The organism is Clostridia bacterium (assembly GCA_012840125.1).
GTDB lineage: Bacteria > Bacillota > DULZ01 > DULZ01 > DULZ01 > DULZ01.
In genome coordinates, this window is the sequence record DULZ01000097.1 from 1 (window position 1) to 17,992 (window position 17,992).

At 53.5% G+C, this 17,992-nt stretch carries 19 protein-coding genes; 7 read left to right on the top strand and 12 right to left on the bottom strand.

Translation table 11 applies throughout. The features are described from left to right. The 10 genes from GXX34_11615 to nrfH all read right to left on the bottom strand — a co-directional run. Nucleotides 1-598: OFA family MFS transporter (locus GXX34_11615; GenBank protein HHW08153.1), on the bottom strand; the 598-nt coding region annotated here is incomplete at its 3' end. A 209-nt stretch (nucleotides 599-807) separates the two neighbouring features. Next, nucleotides 808-1,791: an ABC transporter permease gene (locus GXX34_11620; GenBank protein HHW08154.1), complete on the bottom strand. Its 984-nt coding sequence runs from the start codon at nucleotides 1,789-1,791 to the stop codon at nucleotides 808-810. Then, nucleotides 1,788-2,903: an ABC transporter permease gene (locus GXX34_11625; GenBank protein HHW08155.1), complete on the bottom strand. Its 1,116-nt coding sequence runs from the start codon at nucleotides 2,901-2,903 to the stop codon at nucleotides 1,788-1,790. The genes GXX34_11620 and GXX34_11625 overlap by 4 nt, the downstream gene beginning before the upstream one ends. Then, the gene (locus GXX34_11630; protein HHW08156.1) at nucleotides 2,900-4,438 is read right to left on the bottom strand and encodes an ABC transporter ATP-binding protein; all 1,539 of its coding nucleotides are present in this window, start codon (nucleotides 4,436-4,438) and stop codon (nucleotides 2,900-2,902) included. Before GXX34_11630 ends, GXX34_11625 begins: the two co-directional genes overlap by 4 nt. Nucleotides 4,439-4,610: 172 nt before the next feature. Further along, nucleotides 4,611-5,864, bottom strand: coding sequence for a BMP family ABC transporter substrate-binding protein (locus GXX34_11635; GenBank protein HHW08157.1), 1,254 nt, complete (start codon nucleotides 5,862-5,864; stop codon nucleotides 4,611-4,613). Between the two features lie 388 nt (nucleotides 5,865-6,252). Continuing rightward, nucleotides 6,253-8,910 (bottom strand): pyruvate, phosphate dikinase, encoded by a 2,658-nt coding sequence (locus tag GXX34_11640; protein HHW08158.1) that lies wholly within the window; start codon nucleotides 8,908-8,910, stop codon nucleotides 6,253-6,255. Further along, a complete protein-coding gene (locus tag GXX34_11645; GenBank protein HHW08159.1) occupies nucleotides 8,900-9,706 on the bottom strand; it encodes a kinase/pyrophosphorylase in 807 nt (268 codons plus the stop codon). The genes GXX34_11640 and GXX34_11645 overlap by 11 nt, the downstream gene beginning before the upstream one ends. Before the next feature lie 36 nt (nucleotides 9,707-9,742). Continuing rightward, nucleotides 9,743-10,378: a helix-turn-helix transcriptional regulator gene (locus tag GXX34_11650; GenBank protein HHW08160.1), complete on the bottom strand. Its 636-nt coding sequence runs from the start codon at nucleotides 10,376-10,378 to the stop codon at nucleotides 9,743-9,745. Nucleotides 10,379-10,534: 156 nt separating this feature from the next. Continuing rightward, nucleotides 10,535-11,869, bottom strand: a complete 1,335-nt coding sequence (locus tag GXX34_11655; protein ID HHW08161.1) for an ammonia-forming cytochrome c nitrite reductase subunit c552 — start codon at nucleotides 11,867-11,869, stop codon at nucleotides 10,535-10,537. 26 nt (nucleotides 11,870-11,895) lie between these two features. After that, nucleotides 11,896-12,384: a cytochrome c nitrite reductase small subunit gene (nrfH, locus tag GXX34_11660; protein ID HHW08162.1), complete on the bottom strand. Its 489-nt coding sequence runs from the start codon at nucleotides 12,382-12,384 to the stop codon at nucleotides 11,896-11,898. Between the two features lie 224 nt (nucleotides 12,385-12,608). Here nrfH and GXX34_11665 point away from each other — a divergent pair, with 224 nt between their 5' ends. From GXX34_11665 to GXX34_11680, 4 genes are all read left to right on the top strand, one after another. Continuing rightward, on the top strand, nucleotides 12,609-13,157 hold the full coding sequence (locus tag GXX34_11665) for an HPP family protein (protein ID HHW08163.1): 549 nt from the start codon (nucleotides 12,609-12,611) through the stop codon (nucleotides 13,155-13,157). 248 nt (nucleotides 13,158-13,405) lie between these two features. Next, nucleotides 13,406-13,990: a LysE family transporter gene (locus tag GXX34_11670; protein HHW08164.1), complete on the top strand. Its 585-nt coding sequence runs from the start codon at nucleotides 13,406-13,408 to the stop codon at nucleotides 13,988-13,990. A gap of 18 nt (nucleotides 13,991-14,008) precedes the next feature. Beyond that, on the top strand, nucleotides 14,009-14,785 hold the full coding sequence (gene zupT / locus GXX34_11675; GenBank protein ID HHW08165.1) for a zinc transporter ZupT: 777 nt from the start codon (nucleotides 14,009-14,011) through the stop codon (nucleotides 14,783-14,785). Between the two features lie 76 nt (nucleotides 14,786-14,861). Next, a complete protein-coding gene (locus GXX34_11680) occupies nucleotides 14,862-15,626 on the top strand; it encodes a MerR family transcriptional regulator (GenBank protein ID HHW08166.1) in 765 nt (254 codons plus the stop codon). Between the two features lie 32 nt (nucleotides 15,627-15,658). On the opposite strand, the gene GXX34_11685 is transcribed toward GXX34_11680, so the two are convergent. Beyond that, nucleotides 15,659-16,021 (bottom strand): VOC family protein, encoded by a 363-nt coding sequence (locus GXX34_11685; protein ID HHW08167.1) that lies wholly within the window; start codon nucleotides 16,019-16,021, stop codon nucleotides 15,659-15,661. A gap of 135 nt (nucleotides 16,022-16,156) precedes the next feature. Between GXX34_11685 and GXX34_11690 the strand changes: the two genes are divergently transcribed. The 3 genes from GXX34_11690 to GXX34_11700 all read left to right on the top strand — a co-directional run bounded on the left by GXX34_11690 (nucleotide 16,157) and on the right by GXX34_11700 (nucleotide 17,649). After that, on the top strand, nucleotides 16,157-16,603 hold the full coding sequence (locus GXX34_11690) for a nucleotidyltransferase domain-containing protein (GenBank protein ID HHW08168.1): 447 nt from the start codon (nucleotides 16,157-16,159) through the stop codon (nucleotides 16,601-16,603). Beyond that, nucleotides 16,590-17,021 (top strand): DUF86 domain-containing protein, encoded by a 432-nt coding sequence (locus GXX34_11695; GenBank protein ID HHW08169.1) that lies wholly within the window; start codon nucleotides 16,590-16,592, stop codon nucleotides 17,019-17,021. Before GXX34_11690 ends, GXX34_11695 begins: the two co-directional genes overlap by 14 nt. A 79-nt stretch (nucleotides 17,022-17,100) precedes the next feature. Then, on the top strand, nucleotides 17,101-17,649 hold the full coding sequence (locus GXX34_11700) for an LCP family protein (GenBank protein ID HHW08170.1): 549 nt from the start codon (nucleotides 17,101-17,103) through the stop codon (nucleotides 17,647-17,649). A gap of 167 nt (nucleotides 17,650-17,816) precedes the next feature. Here the strand turns inward: GXX34_11700 and GXX34_11705 are convergent, their stop codons facing one another. After that, nucleotides 17,817-17,960, bottom strand: a complete 144-nt coding sequence (locus GXX34_11705; GenBank protein ID HHW08171.1) for a hypothetical protein — start codon at nucleotides 17,958-17,960, stop codon at nucleotides 17,817-17,819. Nucleotides 17,961-17,992: the final 32 nt, after the last annotated feature.

Sequence of the window (17,992 nt, forward strand, 5' to 3'; positions counted from 1 at the left end):
GCCCTGCGCCCGGCCCGCCGCCCCGATAGCCCGCCGGCGGATTGCCAAGCTGGGATGCACAGCATAAGCCCGCCAGCAGCACGCCCAGGCCGCAGTAAACGAAAGTCATGGCAATCCCTACCGCCTGCAGCAAAGCATTCGCCAGGGGCGCAAACAGAACCGAGGACAAACCGACCCCGGCAACCACGATGCCGGTGACCTGCCCTCGACGCTCCGGCGGAAACCATTTCACCGCAGGGGGGATGGTGGAAATACTGCCGGTCCCAATTCCTCCCCCGGCAATAATACCAAAGGTAATGACGAGCAGCAGGGGATGCAGCAGCAACCCGGACAGGACCAGGCCTACCCCCATTAGGGTGGCCGAAACAACGGCTGTAAATCTCGGACCCCTGGTGTCCTGCAGCCGGCCGAAAACCATCATAAAAATCACAAAGGAAATGGTGGCCGTCGTATAGGGCAGGGATGCTTGCTTGCTCGTCCAGTTAAGCTCGGTAATCATGGCATTACTAAGAATGCTCCATATGTACAAGATCCCCGTCAACACATTTAATCCCGTGGCTGCGCCCACCACCAACCAGGCCCTTGCTTGCGAAGTCATCGACACATGCTCCTCCTTAGCTTTGTTCTTTGTATAATGCTGTTATTGACCCCCGTCGTCTGCATCCTGGATAGGAGCAAGCCTTCAGGCCCCCCGGAAATACCAATACCCGTTAGCAAAATCAACAGACGCTTTAAATAACGCACACTAAAACACAACCCCAGCAGGAACAAGTCCTGACCGGGGTTGTGCAGTACTGCCCTGTCTTGTCATCGTTCCTCTCGGAAGTACGGTAAACCCAGCGCGGCAGGGGGTTGACTTTCCCGCTTGCGGCGCAAGGAGACGGCAATCAGCACGATAATGGTGACCAGGTAAGGCAGCATCTTAAAGAGCTCCATAGAACGCCTGGTCAGGTTCGGGATGTAGAAGAAGAGCCAGAACAGCATCCCGAACAAATAGGCGCCCCAGATCCCTTTCTTGGAATTCCAACTGGAAAAAATAACCAGGGCCACGGCCAGCCACCCCAGGCGCTCAATACCGCCGTCGGCGTCCCAGGTGCCCTTCGTATAATCCATCACGTAGAAGAGCCCGCCTAAACCGGAGATGCCGGCCCCGATGCAGGTGGCCAGGTATTTGTACAGGGTGACGTTAATACCGGCGGCGTCCGCGGTAGCCGGGTTTTCACCCACCGCCCGCAGGTTCAGGCCCACGCTGGTGCGGTTAATAAACCAGTTGACAAACAGGGCTACGGCCACCGCCAGGTACACCATGAAACCGAAACCCAAGAGCATCCCAAAAAGCGGCGGCAAATCCTTGGCAAAGGGCAAACTGGCCCGGAAAGCAGAACTGGTGGCGGCCACGGAGATCTGGCCTACACCGCCGGCCAGTTTGTTCAACGAACCGCCGAAAAAGTTGGCGAAACCGCCGCAAAAAATGGTCAGGGCCAAACCGGTAACGATCTGATTGGTTCTTAAAGAGATGGTCAGCACACTGAAAATGAGCCCACCCAGCATGGCGGAGAAAAAGGCCGCACTCATGGCAATCACGATACAGAGCAGCTTGTTGGGCTCCGGGTTGTTCATTTCATAGAAGAAGACACTCATGAGTCCCATGATGCCGCCCAGGTACATGATGCCGGGCACACCGAGGTTAAGGTTACCGGATTTCTCAGCCAGGGTCTCACCGGTGGACCCGTAGAGAATCACGGTGCCGAACATGATACCGGCCTGCAACAGTGCGATTAGTTGTGTCATGCCTGTACCTCCTTGTGCTTGCCGCGCCTGAATTTGACTTGATAGTCAATGAAGAACTCACTACCCATCACGAAGAAGAGGATGATACCCACCAGCATATTGGACACGTGGTTGTTCAAGTTGTAACGGGAAGCGATTTCAATCGCACCTTTATCCAAAAAGATCAACAGGGCTGAGAAGAGTATCATCACAAAGGGATTAAACTTGGCAAGCCAGGCTACGATGATGGCGGTAAAGCCCCGGCCGCCGGCAGTGCTGGTAGAAATGGTATGACTGGCGCCGGCTACCGCCAAAAACCCGGCCAGGCCGCAAATAGCGCCGGAAAGGAAAGTAGTGCGCATGATCACCTTAGGCACATTCATCGCGGCATAGCGGGCGGTATTCTCACTTTCACCTACCACAGCTATTTCATATCCCTGCTTGCTATAGCGCAAGTAGAGGTACATGAGCACCGTCAGCGTGAGGACCAGGATCACGTTTAAAGCATAAGCTTGGCCGAACATTTCCGGGAACCAGCCGATCTTGGTCCTGGGGTTGATGACACCTACCGTATTAGAACCGATGGGGTTTTCCCAAAGAGCCACAAAATAGGCGGTCAACTGGATGGCAATATAGTTCATCATCAAGGTAAACAAGGTTTCATTGGTACCCCATTTCGCTTTGAAGTAACCGGGAATGAGGCACCAAATACCACCTACCAGAAGGCTCAGCACAAACATCAGGGGCAGCATCTGGGCCGTGGTAAGGGTCTTGCTCATGTTGATCATGATGAAAGCTGAAGCAATACCCCCCACCAGGATCTGGCCTTCCGCCCCGATGTTCCAGAAGCGCATTTTAAAGGCCGGTGCCAACCCGAGAGCAATACAGAGAAGCATCATCATATCCCGGATGGTTACCCACATGCGCTTATTAGTACCGAAGGCACCCTCAAACATGGCCCCGTAAACCTTAAGGGGGTTCATTTTCACAATGGCGAAAATGATGATGGCGCAGACCACCAGGGCAGCCGCCAAGGCAAGGGCCCGGATGCCCATAGCCTGCCACACGGGCAACGGCGCACCGCGTTTGGAAATGCGAATGAAGGGTTCAGCGTATTTATGCTCTTTACTCATGCCGTCGCCTCCTTACTCAGGTGGGTCATCATTAGACCGACTTCTTCTTTCGTGGTGGTGCGGGCATCCACAATACCGCTGACTTTACCGGCACAGAGCACCAGGATCCGGTCACACAGTTCCAGCAAGGCATCCAGGTCTTCACCCACATAGATGACTGCCGTGCCTTTTTCCTTTTGCTCATTCAACAACCGGTAAATGGTCTGGGTAGTCCTCACATCCAGGCCCCGCACCGCGTAAGCGGTCATCAGCAAGGAGGGGTTAGAGGCGATTTCCCGGCCCACGAGCATCTTTTGCACGTTGCCGCCGGAAAGACGCCGGATGGGAGTCTTCAGGCCCGGCGTAATAACCTCCAGCTGTTCCACGATCCTTTGGGCCAGCTGCCTGGGGGTCTTGCGGTCCAGGAAAGGAGTTTTCCCTTCCTTATAGCTCCGCAGCATCACATTGTCCGTCAGGTCCATACTGGCCACCAGTCCCATCCCGAAGCGGTCCTCAGGCACGAAAGCCAAACCCACTCCCAGTTTGTAAATGTCCATGGGAGTCTTGCCGGCCAATTCCACTTCCCGACCGTCGGGATTAATTAAGCGGATGGAGCCGCCCTCTTGCACATGCTGCAGGCCCGCAATAGCTTCCAGCAGTTCCCGCTGGCCGCTGCCGGTAATGCCGGCCACTCCCAAGATTTCCCCACCATAGGCAGTAAAGGAGACATTATCCAGGCGCTTGACGCCGTCTTTATCGATAACGGTTAAATTGCGCACCACAAGGCGCTCCACCGGATTTTTCGGCTCCGGCCTTTCAATATTAAGAGATACGGCACGCCCCACCATCATTTCCGTCAGCTTCTGGGGATTGGTATCCTTGGTGGCAGTTTCGCCCACTAACTCGCCCCGGCGCAAAACAGCCACCCGGTCGGAAATCTCCATCACCTCATGGAGTTTATGGGTAATGATCACGAGGGCTTTGCCGTCGGCTTTCATATTCCGCATCACCGCAAAGAGCTTTTCCGTCTCCTGCGGCGTCAGCACAGCCGTCGGTTCATCAAGAATCAGAACATCAGCACCCCGGTAAAGAATCTTCACGATCTCCAGCTGCTGCTTTTCCGAAACGGACATGTCATAAACCTTTTTATCCGGTTCCACATGGAAACCATAGCGGTCACATATCTCTTTCACCTTGCTGCGCACATTCTTCAAGTCAATCAACCTGTGTTCATTCAAGCCAAGTACAATATTTTCCGCCGCGGTCAACACATCTACCAGCTTAAAGTGCTGGTGCACCATACCAATTCCCAGTTCATAAGCATCCCTGGGGCTGTTGATGGTGACCCGCTCGCCGTTTATGCAGATGTAGCCATCATCCGGCATGTAGATACCGGACAACATGTTCATGAGGGTGGTTTTGCCGCTGCCGTTTTCGCCCAGCAACGCCAGGATCTCTCCGGGGCGAATGTCCAGGCAGACCTTGTTATTGGCAATGACCGGGCCGAAAGTCTTCGTGATATCTCGCATTTGAACAGCCATGCATACTGTTTTCATAGTATCCACGAGTGATTACCCTTTCTGTTCTATTTGGCTTGACTCCCACGACCGTGAGAAAGGCAAAGCCGGCCGTGAGGTTAGGTTTAAAGTATTTTCAAAAATATGGTTATTAAGGGAAGAGGAAAGGGAGAGAAGCAGACTGCCTGTTTCTCTCCCCTCCGTATCGAAACTAGTTCAATTCTTTAATGCCGTCGATGCGCAGTGAGAAGTACGGCGCACTGCGGAGGGTGGATTCATAGAAGATCCCGTCTCTGATAGCTTCACCGACATCGCCCACAAAGTCGCCGTCGAGGTCAATTGCCAGGAAGGAAGTAACTTTTTCACCGTTTACGGTGTAGTTGGCGGTATCAAAGACATGCATAGTACCGTTCTTCAGGGCCTCTTCCACCTCGGCTACTTTTTCAGCGGTACCGGGAGCGCAGCTGTCACCCAGCGGGGAGATCTGAACTGCACCGATTTCGTAGCCACCGGAGAGATCGGCGGGCATAGCTTCACCGGTAATCATCTTTTCGAGGACCTGAGCGTACAAGGCGGCCCAGTTGTTCTGAGCGGAAGTCAAAGCTGCCTTGGGCGCCACGGAACGCATGTCAATGTTATAACCTACGCAGTAGACGGTCTTACCGGAATCCAGCGCCGCCTGTACCGCAGAAGGAGCGCCGGTGGAGTCAGCGTGCTGCCCAATGATGACAGCTCCTCTGGCCATCAGGGCGTTGGCGGCCTCAGCCTCGGCGACCGGATCATACCAGGAGTTGGTGTACTGGACGTCCATATGAGCATCGGGTACGATGCTGCGGATGCCGAGGAAGAAGGCGGTGTAACCGGAAACCACTTCCGCATAGGGGTAGGCACCGACGTAACCGACATACGGATCGGTGACGAGTCCTTCATCCATCAACTGCTTAAGCTTCATGCCGGCTACTACGCCAGACACATACCGGCTTTGGAAGGTGTAGGGGAACAGGTTGACCACGTTATCCACAGGTTCCAGCGCAGCGGTATCCCCGGTGGACGCCACGAAGATAATGTCGGGATATTCCGCCGCCGCAGCCATCATGTGCGACTGGTGGCCGTAGCTGTTGGAGATAATGATGTGGCAACCTTGCTCTGCCAGGTCAACGGCGGTATCGTAAGCGGTTTCGTCTTCCGGAATGTTATACTTGAAAATCACCTGGTCTTTGGAGATACCCAGCTGCTCGATGGCACCCAGGATACCCTCGATATGGGCCATGTCGTAGCCGGAGTTCTCGTCGTGAATCAGGATCACACCGATTTTCAGCTCTTCCTTAGGAATAGGATCCCGGTCACTGCGAACCGGTGGGCTCCACTCTTTTGTTTCGGAAGGTTGCTCTGAGGTTTCAGCCGGAGGAGTGCTGGGTGCTTCACTTTGCTGCTGTTGTCCCCCGCCGCCGCAACCGGCCAACATAATACTCGTGACAAAAAGCACTAACAGTATCAATGAGATTTTTTTACTCTTGAGCAACAATTTGATCTTCCTCCCCTCTTAGATAGCTCTTCCCACTTCAAATGCAAAGCCGGACCATAGCTTAAGACCTATCGGTTCCGCAATCACCCCTTCATCATAAAATAGCAGACCCAATCTTTGTCCACCTATTGACAGTAATATACTTCTACCCAAACGACGTATTTCCTGCTGGAAGTGTTTATTTTTAAGGCAACTTTCAAAATATTACCGATCATTAAGTACCACTTATCACGTTGTCCAGTTGTTCCAAATACCGGTACAAACCAAGTAAAAAGGGTATTATTTCCCCGCTGGGAGCGGGAAAACAATACCCTGATCTTCCCCTATCTTATTTCACCGGCCGGGGCTGCTTGATCTGGGCCTGAGCGGCAGCCAAGCGGGCAATGGGCACCCGGTAAGGAGAACAGCTGACAAAATCTAAGCCAATCTCATGGCAGAACTCAATGGAGCTGGGGTCTCCCCCGTGTTCGCCGCAGATGCCGATGAGGAGGTCCGGCTTCACCCGGCGTCCCTTGGTCACGGCCAGCCGCATCAATTCTCCCACGCCTTCCCGGTCCAGCACCGCGAAAGGATTGTCCGGGAGAATGCCGGCATCAATATACTGGTGCAGGAATTTACCTTCGGCGTCATCCCGGCTGAAACCAAAGGTTGTTTGAGTCAAGTCATTGGTACCGAAGGAGAAGAATTCAGCTTCCCCGGCGATGGCATCGGCCGTCAGGCAGGCCCTGGGGACCTCGATCATGGTCCCGACGGTGTATTCAAATTCCACACCGGTTTCCCGCTGGACTTCCCGTGCCACTTCGATGACGTGCTCTCTTAAAATGGCCAGTTCCTTGACGTTGCCCACCAGCGGGATTTCCACTTCCGGCAGGACTTTGTATCCTTCCTTCACCAAGCGCACCACCGCATTGAAAATGGCCCTGGCCTGCATCCGGTAAACTTCCGGGAAGCTGATGCCCAGGCGGCAGCCCCGGTGCCCCAGCATGGGGTTAAACTCGGAGAGATTCCGTACTTTAGCCAGCAGTTTTTCCTTGGCGGCCAGTTCACCGGGATCCTTACCGGTCAGTCTCAGCTCGGTGATTTCCACCAATAATTCCTCCGCATGGGGCAGGAACTCATGCAAAGGCGGATCTAACAGGCGGATACAAACCGGCAGCCCTTCCATAGCTTTAAGGATGCCGTAGAAATCCTCTTCCTGCATGGGCAAGAGCTTGGCTAGAGCCGCTTCCCTTTCTTCCTTGGTCTCGGCAAAGATCATCTCCTGCACCACAGGCAGCCGTTCCTGGGCCATGAACATGTGTTCCGTACGGCAGAGCCCGATCCCTTGCGCGCCGAATTCCCGGGCTTTAGCCGCGTCCTGCGGGGTATCGGCATTGGCCCGCACGCCCAGGTATTTGATTTCATCGGCCCAGGCCAGCAAAGTGCTGAACTCGTCGCTCAGCTGGGGATCGATCATCTTGATCTCGCCGGCTATCACCCGTCCCGTAGCACCGTCAATGGAGATGAGGTCCCCCTTCTTGAAGACCCGGTCTCCCACGGTGAATTGCTCCGCCTGGTAATCGATCTTGATGGCTTCGCAGCCGCACACACAGGGTTTACCCATCCCCCTGGCCACCACGGCGGCGTGGCTGGTCATCCCACCCCGGGAGGTGAGCACACCCTGGGCCATGACAATGCCATGAATGTCGTCGGGGGTTGTCTCCGTCCGCACGAGAATCACTTTCTCCCCTTGCTGCCCTAAAGCTTCCGCCTCATCGGCATCGAACACGACGGCACCGGAAGCGGCTCCCGGGGATGCAGGCAGTCCCTTGGCGATGACATCCACCGGTGCGTCGGGATCAATCCGGCGGTGCAGCAGTTGGTCCAATTGGGAGGGCGGCACCCTCAGAATTGCTTCTTCCCTGCTGATCAGGCCTTCCTTCACCATGTCGACGGCAATGCGAATCGCCGCCGCCGTGGTTCTTTTGCCGGACCGGGTCTGCAAGATGTATAAACGGCCTTTTTCCACGGTAAACTCGATGTCCTGCATGTCCCGGTAATGGTTTTCCAGCAGTTCGCAGATCCGTGCGAATTCCCGGTAAACGGCGGGCATTTTATCCGCCAGCCGGCTAATGGGCTCCGGCGTCCTGATACCGGCCACCACGTCCTCCCCTTGGGCGTTGATCAAGAACTCACCGTAAACGGCTTTCTCCCCGGTGGAGGGGTTCCTGGTGAAGGCCACGCCGGTGCCGGAATCGTCACCCATGTTGCCGAACACCATGGTCTGGACGTTGACCGCCGTGCCCAGGTCATCGGGAATCTTGTTGATCTTGCGGTAAACGATGGCTCGCTGGTTGTTCCATGAACTGAAAACGGCCTTGACCGCCATGATGAGCTGTTCAAAAGGCGATTGGGGAAATTCTTTTTTCGTCTTTTCCCGGACGATTTTCTTGTACTCCTCAATAATGGTTCTCAAGTCTTCCGGCGGGATCTGGTGGTCGAACTGCAGCCTTTTTCTTTTCTTAACGGCTTCCAGCACGTTCTCAAACTCGTAATGCTCAATGCCCAGCACCACGTCACTGAACATTTGAATGAAACGGCGGTAGCAGTCCAAAGCAAACCGTTCATCGCCGGTGCCCTTAATTAACCCTTGCACGGTTTCATCGTTTAACCCCAAGTTGAGAATGGTATCCATCATGCCCGGCATGGAAATAGGGGCGCCGGAGCGCACGGACACCAGCAAAGGATTGGCCGCATCCCCAAACACCTTGCCTGCCACTTTTTCTAATTCCCGCATTTTGACTTTCAATTCTTCTTCCAGCCCGTCGGGGAACCGGCCGTCGCCGGCCAAGTATTCCTTGCACGCCTCCGTCGTGATGGTCAAACCCGGGGGTACAGGGAGCCCGATGCTGGTCATTTCCGCCAAGTTGGCTCCTTTGCCTCCTAAGAGTTCTTTGCCTTTCCCTCTTCCTTCCGTGAATAGATAGATATAGGTCTTACTTGCCATATCGTTCCCCCCTGTAATAGATTTCCAGTACTTTGCTGGCTGTCTCTTCCACCGCTTTGTTGGTTACGTCTATGATGGGGCAGCCGATCTTTTTCATGATGCTTTCTGCGTACTCCAATTCCGCCAGGATGCGTTTCATGTTGGCATAGTCGGCATCAGCCGTCAGCCCCAGCGTCTTCAGCCTTTGGAGGCGAATCTCGTTTAACAGGTGCGGGCTGATGGTCAGTCCCACCACCCGGTGGCGCGGTAATTTAAACAATTCTTCCGGAGGGTTTACTTCCGGTACCAAGGGTACATTAGCCGCTTTTACTTTTTTGTGGGCCAGGTACATGCATACCGGTGTTTTCGACGTCCTGGACACGCCGATGAGCACGATATCGGCCCTTAAGATACCTCTCGGATCTTTGCCGTCATCGTATTTCACGGCAAATTCTACCGCTTCTACTTTACGGAAATACTCCTCATCCAGTTTCCGGAGCAAGCCCGCTTTCATCGCCGGTTTTTCCCCGGCCACCCGCGCCATGATCTCCAACATGGGCCCTAGAATATCTATGGTTGGAATGCCGAATTCTTCCGCCTGGCGAATCATTTCCTGCCTTAGTTCATCTACCACCAGTGTATAGGCGATCAGGCTTCTAAACTGGGCGGCCTCTTCCACCAGTTCCCTGATATGATCCGGGTCGTTGACATAGGGTACCCGGATGATATCCATTTCCGTATGAAAAAACTGGCTGGCAGCGGCTCGCACCACAAATTCGGCGGTCTCCCCGATGGCATCGGAGACAACGTAAACCATGACCTTGGTTTGATCGGAAATAAGCTTTCCCTCCTTTTAATAACTGCCTTCCCCTAATTCCACAAACAGCCGCGTAATATTAGTTTTCGTCAGCCGGCCGATCACTTCCAATTGTTCCGCTCTTCCTTCCTTCGGCCGCACCACAGGCAAAGCGTCCACTTCGTGTTCGATCATCTTGCGCGCGGCCTCGTAAACGGTCTCCTCATTGCGGGTCGTGATGATATTGGGCATCCTGGTCATGAGCATCCCCACGGGTATTTTATGTAGATCTCCTTGCCCCACAGCACTCCGCAGCAAATCTTTCCGTGACACTACTCCCAGGAGTACCCCGCCGTCGCTGACCACAAACAGGGTACCCACATCCTCGGTAAACATGGTCACAATACAATCATAGGCGGAAGTCTTATCCCGTACCACAACAGGTACCGATTTTACATCTTTTACCAGCATGCGGCGCACTGTATCGGCAATGAGGGTCTCCCCCGGCTTACCGCTATAAAAATAGCCCACCCTGGGCCTTGCTTCCAAAATGCCCGACATGGTCAGGATAGCCAGGTCAGGCCTGAGGGTTGCTCTCGTCAAGTTCAATTGCCTGGCGATTTGCTCACCGGTAATCGGACCTTTGCTCTTGACAATCTCCACGATCTGCCGTTGCCGGTCACTTAATTGTATATACGTCACCACCTTTCGCAAATGTGACATACTATATGGACTATTATATACTATATGATGGCTGTTTTCCCTCCCCTTTGTAAAATAAAAATTTCTGGGAAATAAAATCCCCCTGCCGCCCGGAACCGGGGCAGCAGGGGGTATATCGAGGAGGGCCTATTGAGTTTCGTGGGCTTGCATGAGCTTGATGGCTTCGCTGTTATACTTGGGAATTGCCACATCCCACTTGGGACCGGCCACCCCGGTTCTGGCTTCCGCGGCCTTGTTGATGGCCTGGTAGGCGTAATCCATGGATTTGCTCAGGGCGTCAAAGGTTAACTGGGGATTGTGGAAGCCCATGGAGTTTTCGGCTCCGACCCAATCCAGGTAGAACTGGGCCTTGCGCTGCAGTTGACGGGCTTCATTCAGCAGGTCCTGATTGGCGCCGGCGGCTGCCGCGGCGGCAATGGCTTCAATGGCCTCCACATTCACGGTACCCACCCGGGCCATGGTATCGGCTACCTTATCCTGGGTGTAGAAGACCCGTTCTTTCAGCCATTCCGCATCTTCCCGGTGGCAGGTCATGCAGCTCTCATTAATATGCTTTAAGGGGCTGGTCCACCAGTGGGAAGAAATCTTCTCCCCGCCCACCATCATATAAGGCATATGGCAGTCGGCGCAGGACAAGCCCGCTTCGTAGTGAACGCTGCCGATAAAGGTTTCAAATTCCGGGTGCTGGACCTTAATTTCGCCCACCCCGGCTTTCGGGTGCTCCCAGTCGGAGAAGCCCAGTTCTTCATAGTAGGCCAGGATGTCATCGGGGGTAAATCCTTTATCCCAGGGGAAAGTTACCACTTTCTTATCCCCGGCAAAATAGTATTCCACGTGGCACTGGGCACAAACCAGGGTGCGCAGTTCCTGGGTAGTTAAGTTATCGGGATCTTTACCCAGGCGCGTTAAAGCATTGCGCAACGGGGGCTGGGTAATCACCAGCTTCATGGTCTGCGGGTCGTGGCAGTTGGCGCAGGTGATGGGGTCCGTGATCTTATCGGTCAGGGCATGGAAGTTGGTACCGTAAAAATCATCGCCCATTTCGGCCACGAGACCGGGAACATTGGCGCTCTTACAAGTCCAGCAGGAGGCAATACTCTTATCATTGATCCGTTTAATCTTTTTCACGTCTTCCACACTGTAGACGTGGCCCCGGTCTTCATTGTACTCAATAGCGAAACCGTAACCGGCGAAAATCTCCTTCAGGAACGGCCACTGGGTCAGGTTGTCATATTCCTCAGAACCGCCGTATTTGCTGGGCCCGTTGGACATTTCCGCATTTTTCATGTAAGTGTCGTACTGTTTCGGGTAGTACTTGGCGAATTCTTCCGCCGCCAAAGTACCCGGGGGAATATCGGCTCTAAAAGCTACAGGCTGCTTGGTATCAGAGCCGCAACCAACGGCTATGAAACCGGTGATTACTAGGATCACCAGCCCAATAAATATTACATGCTTTCTCACAGCTTGTCCCTTCCTTTCGCGCTTTCTTAACGGAAATTACCATGCGGTGTGTAACGATGACAGTCAAAGCAACGCCGTTCAGGGTCCAGGTTCAGGTTGCGCACCACGTCCTCGTGACACCTGATACAGTTGTCCTGCACCATCTCCGTATTGCTGCGGGCAATCCGGATCGGTTCCGGGATACTCCCCACCGTATTATGATAAAGATGCTGGACCCCGGCGATCATTTTGCTGTAAGTGTAGGTAAAGTAGTTGGTTTGATCGGTATGGCAGTCATTACAGCCGGCCACTTCCCGGTGCGATGAATGGCTCCAGGTGCCGTAAACCGGTTCCATCACGTGGCAGCTGACGCAAAAGCTCGGTTCTTTCGTAGCACTATTCACCCCTTGGACTCCCAGTAAACCGATAAAACACAGTGCCACTAAAAGAGCCACGATCTTGGTCAGCCCCACCGGCTTTTTGGTCACTCCTTCACCGGCGCCGGGTGGTACCCGCTCCACTCCGGTCGGCTTCATGCTTCCCCCCCTTTCCTCGTTAGTCCGGCTTGTGCTTAATTTCATTTGCGCGGCGATACCGGTTAAGCTTATATTAAGAAAAACTTTGCCTCGATCCAATTAACAAAAACATGAGAAATCTTTAACATTTTATTAACATGTCAGAGCGGGAAGATTTCTGTGATCCAGGTCACAGCGGTCCCTTTGTCCCCTCTAGTATGGTGGTAACTGGAGGTGGGGCCGGGATGGAAAAGGCGAGTATTAAACCGGTCAAGCAAAAAGTGTGGGCATACATCTGCAAGATGCGGGGAGGCCGGTGCACCAGCTTACCCCGGTTACCGGCCGGGGAAATTATCATATCGGCCCTGGGCAGTTTTCTCGGCATTGGTTTAGTGGGCATATTATCAGAATTATATGATAACAAGCTGCTTCTGCCCTCCTTCGGTGCGTCGGCGGTACTCTTGTACGGCGCTTGCCACGTACCCATGGCACAACCCAGGCATGTTATCGGCGGCCACTTGTTATCCGCCTGTGCCGGCGTTACCGTGTATCAAATCTTTGGGAACGGCTGGTGGGCCCTGGCTCTCGGTGTTACTTTAGCCATTGTGGCCATGGCTGTCACCAATACCCTGCATCCCCCCGGCGGGGCCACGGCATTTGTGGCTGTTTACAGCGGTCAAGACTACGGGTTTATATTGTCTCCCGTAGGAATAGGGGCCTTTTGTTTAATTGCCATTGCCCTGTTAGTGAATAACCTGTCTCAAGGACGCCGGTATCCAAGCTACTGGTATTAGAGCACCCCACACCGGGGCACAGGGAAACCGTTACCCTGTGCCCCGGTGTTTTAAGCCCGCAACAGCTCCTCCTGTCTCCTATCCCTGTCCAAATACTGGGATAGTTCCATACCAGGGCAGTAGAATTATCACCGGCAAAATGATATTATTAATTATCATTAGAATTGGGCCGTCATGGAGGAGGGGAGAAATCATTGACCCTGTCGGGGATACTGGTCAGCGCGTTTTTAATCGGGTTTTCCGGGGCCATGATGCCGGGCCCTTTGCTGGGCGTCACCATTGAAGGGAGCCTGAAACGGGGATTTATAGCCGGCCCTTTGATCGTCCTGGGGCACGGCTTACTGGAACTGGTGCTGGTTTTGGCCATGGTCTTGGGTCTCAAGGACTTTTTTGCCAATTCATCGGTAGCGGGCATCATCGGGCTGCTTGGGGGCAGTTTTCTGGCCTGGATGGGATACGACATGATCAAATCCAGCCTTACCAAAACGGTGTCCCTGGAGAATACAACCGGTGGGAGGAAGATTTCCCACAACCTGATTCTAAGCGGCATCATCGTCAGTGCTACCAACCCGTATTTTATTCTCTGGTGGGCTTCCACGGGCATGGAATCGGTGCGGCAAGCCTACGTCCTGGGCCTTACGGGAGTACTGGCGTTTTTCATCGGACATATCATGTCGGATTTCACCTGGTACGCCGCCGTCGCCGCGGCTTTTGCCCGGGGCAAGAAACTGATGAATGACACCGTCTACCGCTGGGTCATCCTGGGCCTCGGTACCTTTATCATGTTGTTCTCCATCAAGTTCATTACCGGAGGTTGGCGAATGTTGTTTTAAGAAAGGGGGAAGTGGTAAATGGGAAATGAGCAAGCTTTAACGTCCCTGAGCATCTCCGTCCTGGCCGGGATGGCCACGTTACTCGGCGCTCTGATCATCTTTGTCACCAGGGGTAAAAGCGAGAAGCTGCTGACTTTTTCACTGGCTTTTGCGGCAGGAGTAATGCTGAGCGTTTCTTTTTCAGACCTTTTGCCGGAAGCCAGGCAGTTTTTGAGCGCGGCGCAAGGGGAAACCCGCGGCGTGTTGTTTATGATCGGTTTCTTGATAGTGGGTATCCTGGTGGCCGCCGGCCTGGACTACTTTGTACCCCATGAAGAATTCGATGAAGAAAGCCACGACAAGCCCCACCAGAACCTATTCCGCATCGGCTTTATCTCCATGCTGGCCGTCGGCTTACATAACTTCCCGGAGGGCATCGCCGTGTTCATGGCCGGAGTCAGCGACCTGACCCTAGGCGTGTCCGTGGCAATAGCCATTACCATGCACAATATCCCGGAAGGCATCGCTGTAGCCATGCCCATCTACTTTGCCACCGGCAACAAGAAAGAAGCTCTTAAGTACACTTTTTTTACGGGCGTGGCGGAGCCGGTGGGCGCTTTGCTGGCGTTCCTGGTCTTACGTCCTTTTATCAATGATTTCTTGCTGGGGGCCATTTTCGCCGTGGTGGCCGGTATCATGCTGTATATTGCCATCGAAGAACTGATTCCTTCCTCCCGGCAGTACGGTTTTAACCGCCTCGCCTTGATCGCCACCTTCGTCGGCATCTGCGTCATGCCCCTCAGCTATATTTTTTGAGGCCGGGTACAAACTAGACTATTGACCTTCCCGTTACGTCAAGGTGTAAAGTGGTGGTTGTCAGGGGGTGAGCACATTGGAATATACCGTGCAGCAGTTGAGCGTACTGGCCGGCGTAAGCCCCAGGACCATCCGCTATTACGATGAAATCGGGCTCCTCAAGCCGGCCCGGATCAGCCCGGCAGGCTACCGGATCTACCGCCTCAGGGAGGTGGACCGGCTGCAGCAAATCCTGTTCTACCGGGAACTGGGGGTCAGCTTGGCCTGTATCAAGGAGATCCTAACGAAGCCGGATTTTGATGAGGTGGCCGCCTTGCGGGAGCACCGCCGGCAGCTGCTGGCAAAAAGACAGCGGCTTGACCTGCTCATCGCCAATGTGGAAAAGACCCTGGCCGCGAAGGAAGGGAGGATCGTCATGGCTGACAAGGAGAAGTTTGAAGGCTTCAAACGCAGACTGGTAGAGGAAAACGAGGCGAAATACGGCCGGGAAGCCCGGGACAAGTACGGCGATGCCACGGTAGATGCGTCCAATGCCAAGGTGCTGGGCATGACCCAGGAACAATACCAACGGCTGATGCAGTTGGAGCTCGAATTCAAGGAAACCCTGGCCGCCGCTTTCCAAGCCGGGGACCCAGCCGGGGAGCAGGCACAAAAAGCCGCGGACTTGCACCGGCAGTGGCTGTGTTTCTTCTGGGACAACTACAGCAAAGAAGCCCATGCCGGGTTGGTCCAGATGTATGTGGATGACGAGCGTTTCAGGGCTTACTATGACGAAAAACAGCCCGGTACGGCCGCTTTCTTGCGGGACGCCGTCTTAATCTACACGGGCATGAACCAATAACGACAGAAGCGACCGGCAGCCGGCCGGTCGCTCTATTTTACCTCCACAAACTGGATTCTCAACCCGTTGGGATCCTGGATAAAGAAGAAGCGCGTGTGCGGGTTAGGCTGGAAGGGGCCGCTGTGAATAGGGATGCCCCTTTCCCGGACAAAGGCCATTTTGTCATCCAGGGAATCCACTTTAAAGCCCAGGGAGATATAAGGACCGATGTTGACCTCTTTCACCTCCCGGTTGGCAATTAACTCCACTTTTGTTTCCCCGTCCCCGAGAAAAGCAATTTCCAGGCCCGGCCCCGCCTGAAATCTCCGGTCCAGTGTTAAGCCCACGATCTCCTGGTAGAAACGTAGGGATTCTTCCAAGTCTTTCACGGTAACAGTCGCCCAGCAGAAACTCATCGGATCGCCTCCCCTCGATTACTCTCTTAGTCATCAATTTACTCGATCTTTCCTTTTTTCACAACTGCCATGAGGAAATTCTTGTCTTTATTACTTCCCTCCTCCGGGCGGGAGACGGTTTCGACAGGCCGTGATTTGTGCTACAATGGATTCAGCCATACAGGCATTACTTCCGGCGGGGGAATTATCATGCAGGAAATTGCCAGGCAATATGGGCTAAAATTAATAGTGCTGTTCGGCAGTTACGGCACGGAACACTTTAAGGCTGGTGACAGCGACATTGACCTGGCGCTGCTCAGCCACACGCCGCTGACGGAGCAGCAATACCTAGCTTTGTTGGCTGCCTTTTCCCGCTATTTTGGCTACAGCAAAATTGATTTGGTGGACCTGCGGAAAGCCTCCGGCTTGCTGAAATACCAGATTGCCACCCAAGGTCGCCTTCTTTACGAAGAACAAGAAGGTGATTTTCTAAGATACAGCCTCTACTGCTTCCGGTATTATTACGATACCGCCAAATTCCGCCGGGAAAGACAGGCTTTCCTAGCCCAACAACTGGAGGAACTGGCCCATGAGCAAGATTGAATGGGAAGTGTTGCAGGAAAAACTCGCTGCGCTTTTGCAGTATTACAAAGAGCTCAAAACTCTCGAGGGAATTACCTGGGAAGAGTACTCGCAAAACTACCTGTATAAGCGAGCGGTGGAACGACTGATCCAGTTGATGGTTGAGGTTGCCACTGACATTAATAATATGCTATTGAAAAGTTTAGGCAAAGGCCCTACTCCGGATTACTTTTCCTCTTTTGTCGAACTGGCGGAAGCAGGAGTAATTCCCATGGATTTTGCCTTGGAAATCGCTCCTTCTACCGGCTTGCGCAATGTCATCGTGCATGAGTATCAAAAACTAGATGACCGGATAGTATATGCCTCTATTAAGAAAACCTTGACATACTATTTCCGGTACCTGCAGCTAATTACCGATTATGTTAACTCCCTAAAATAAAAGACCGAAAAAAGCATGATTCCAGTGATTTCCACCCGGGCAGGATGGGGATAATTTTCGACATAATTATTATGTCATAGTGAGCCTAGAGGCGTTCAAAGAACTGGTCGATGCCATCGGCGGGGTGGAATTCTATGTGCCCCAAGATATGAAGAAAAAAGACCAGGATCCGAGGCTAAATATAGACCTCAAGCAGGGACATCAGCGGCTTGACGGGGATAAAGCTCTACAGCTCGTAAGATTCCGGGGTTATCCCAACGCCGACATCGGTCGCATAGAGACCCAGCAACGCTTTTTGCTGGCTTTGGCGGACCAGCTCTTGACCGTGGCGAATGTTCCCAAGCTTCCCCAGCTGGTGAGCATCTTCGCGGAACGGGTGGAAACCGATTTATCCTTCCGCGACCTGCAATGGTTCGCCCGGAAAGTCATGGATCTGGACGCGGAAACGGATATTACCGTCGCCACATTACCTATCGCCGGCTTCGGCAACTACCAGGGTCATAATTATGTTTACCTGGCCAAAGATAATCTCCTGGAGTTGATCAATCAGACTATCAATCCTTTCAAGTACCCAATTACCGCCGGTGACATCAGCATTATTAGATTGCAAGACAATCGATCAGGTTAAGACCGCGTTCTTCCCTCAACCGGCCCGGAAACAGGACGGGGGCAAAAAAAGAACCTGTCAAACCACTTGCCGGAGCCCGGCCGGGCTCCGGTTCCTGTGTTACGGCTTTAGACAATCCCTTCGAAAATTAATCCTTGCAGAGGAACGAGCTTTCCAACCGGCCGGGACTACAAAGCGGAGGCTTCCACAATTAAATTGTCCACCAGGTCCTTGGCTTTCTCGTAGACGGAAGGCTCTCTCACCGTCCACCCCAGCACCGGCACCTCGAATCTTTGCAGTTTCTTCAGGGTACTGGGAGAAACATTCGTCACTTCATAAGAAATAAAGTTCGGCCTGCTGGCAA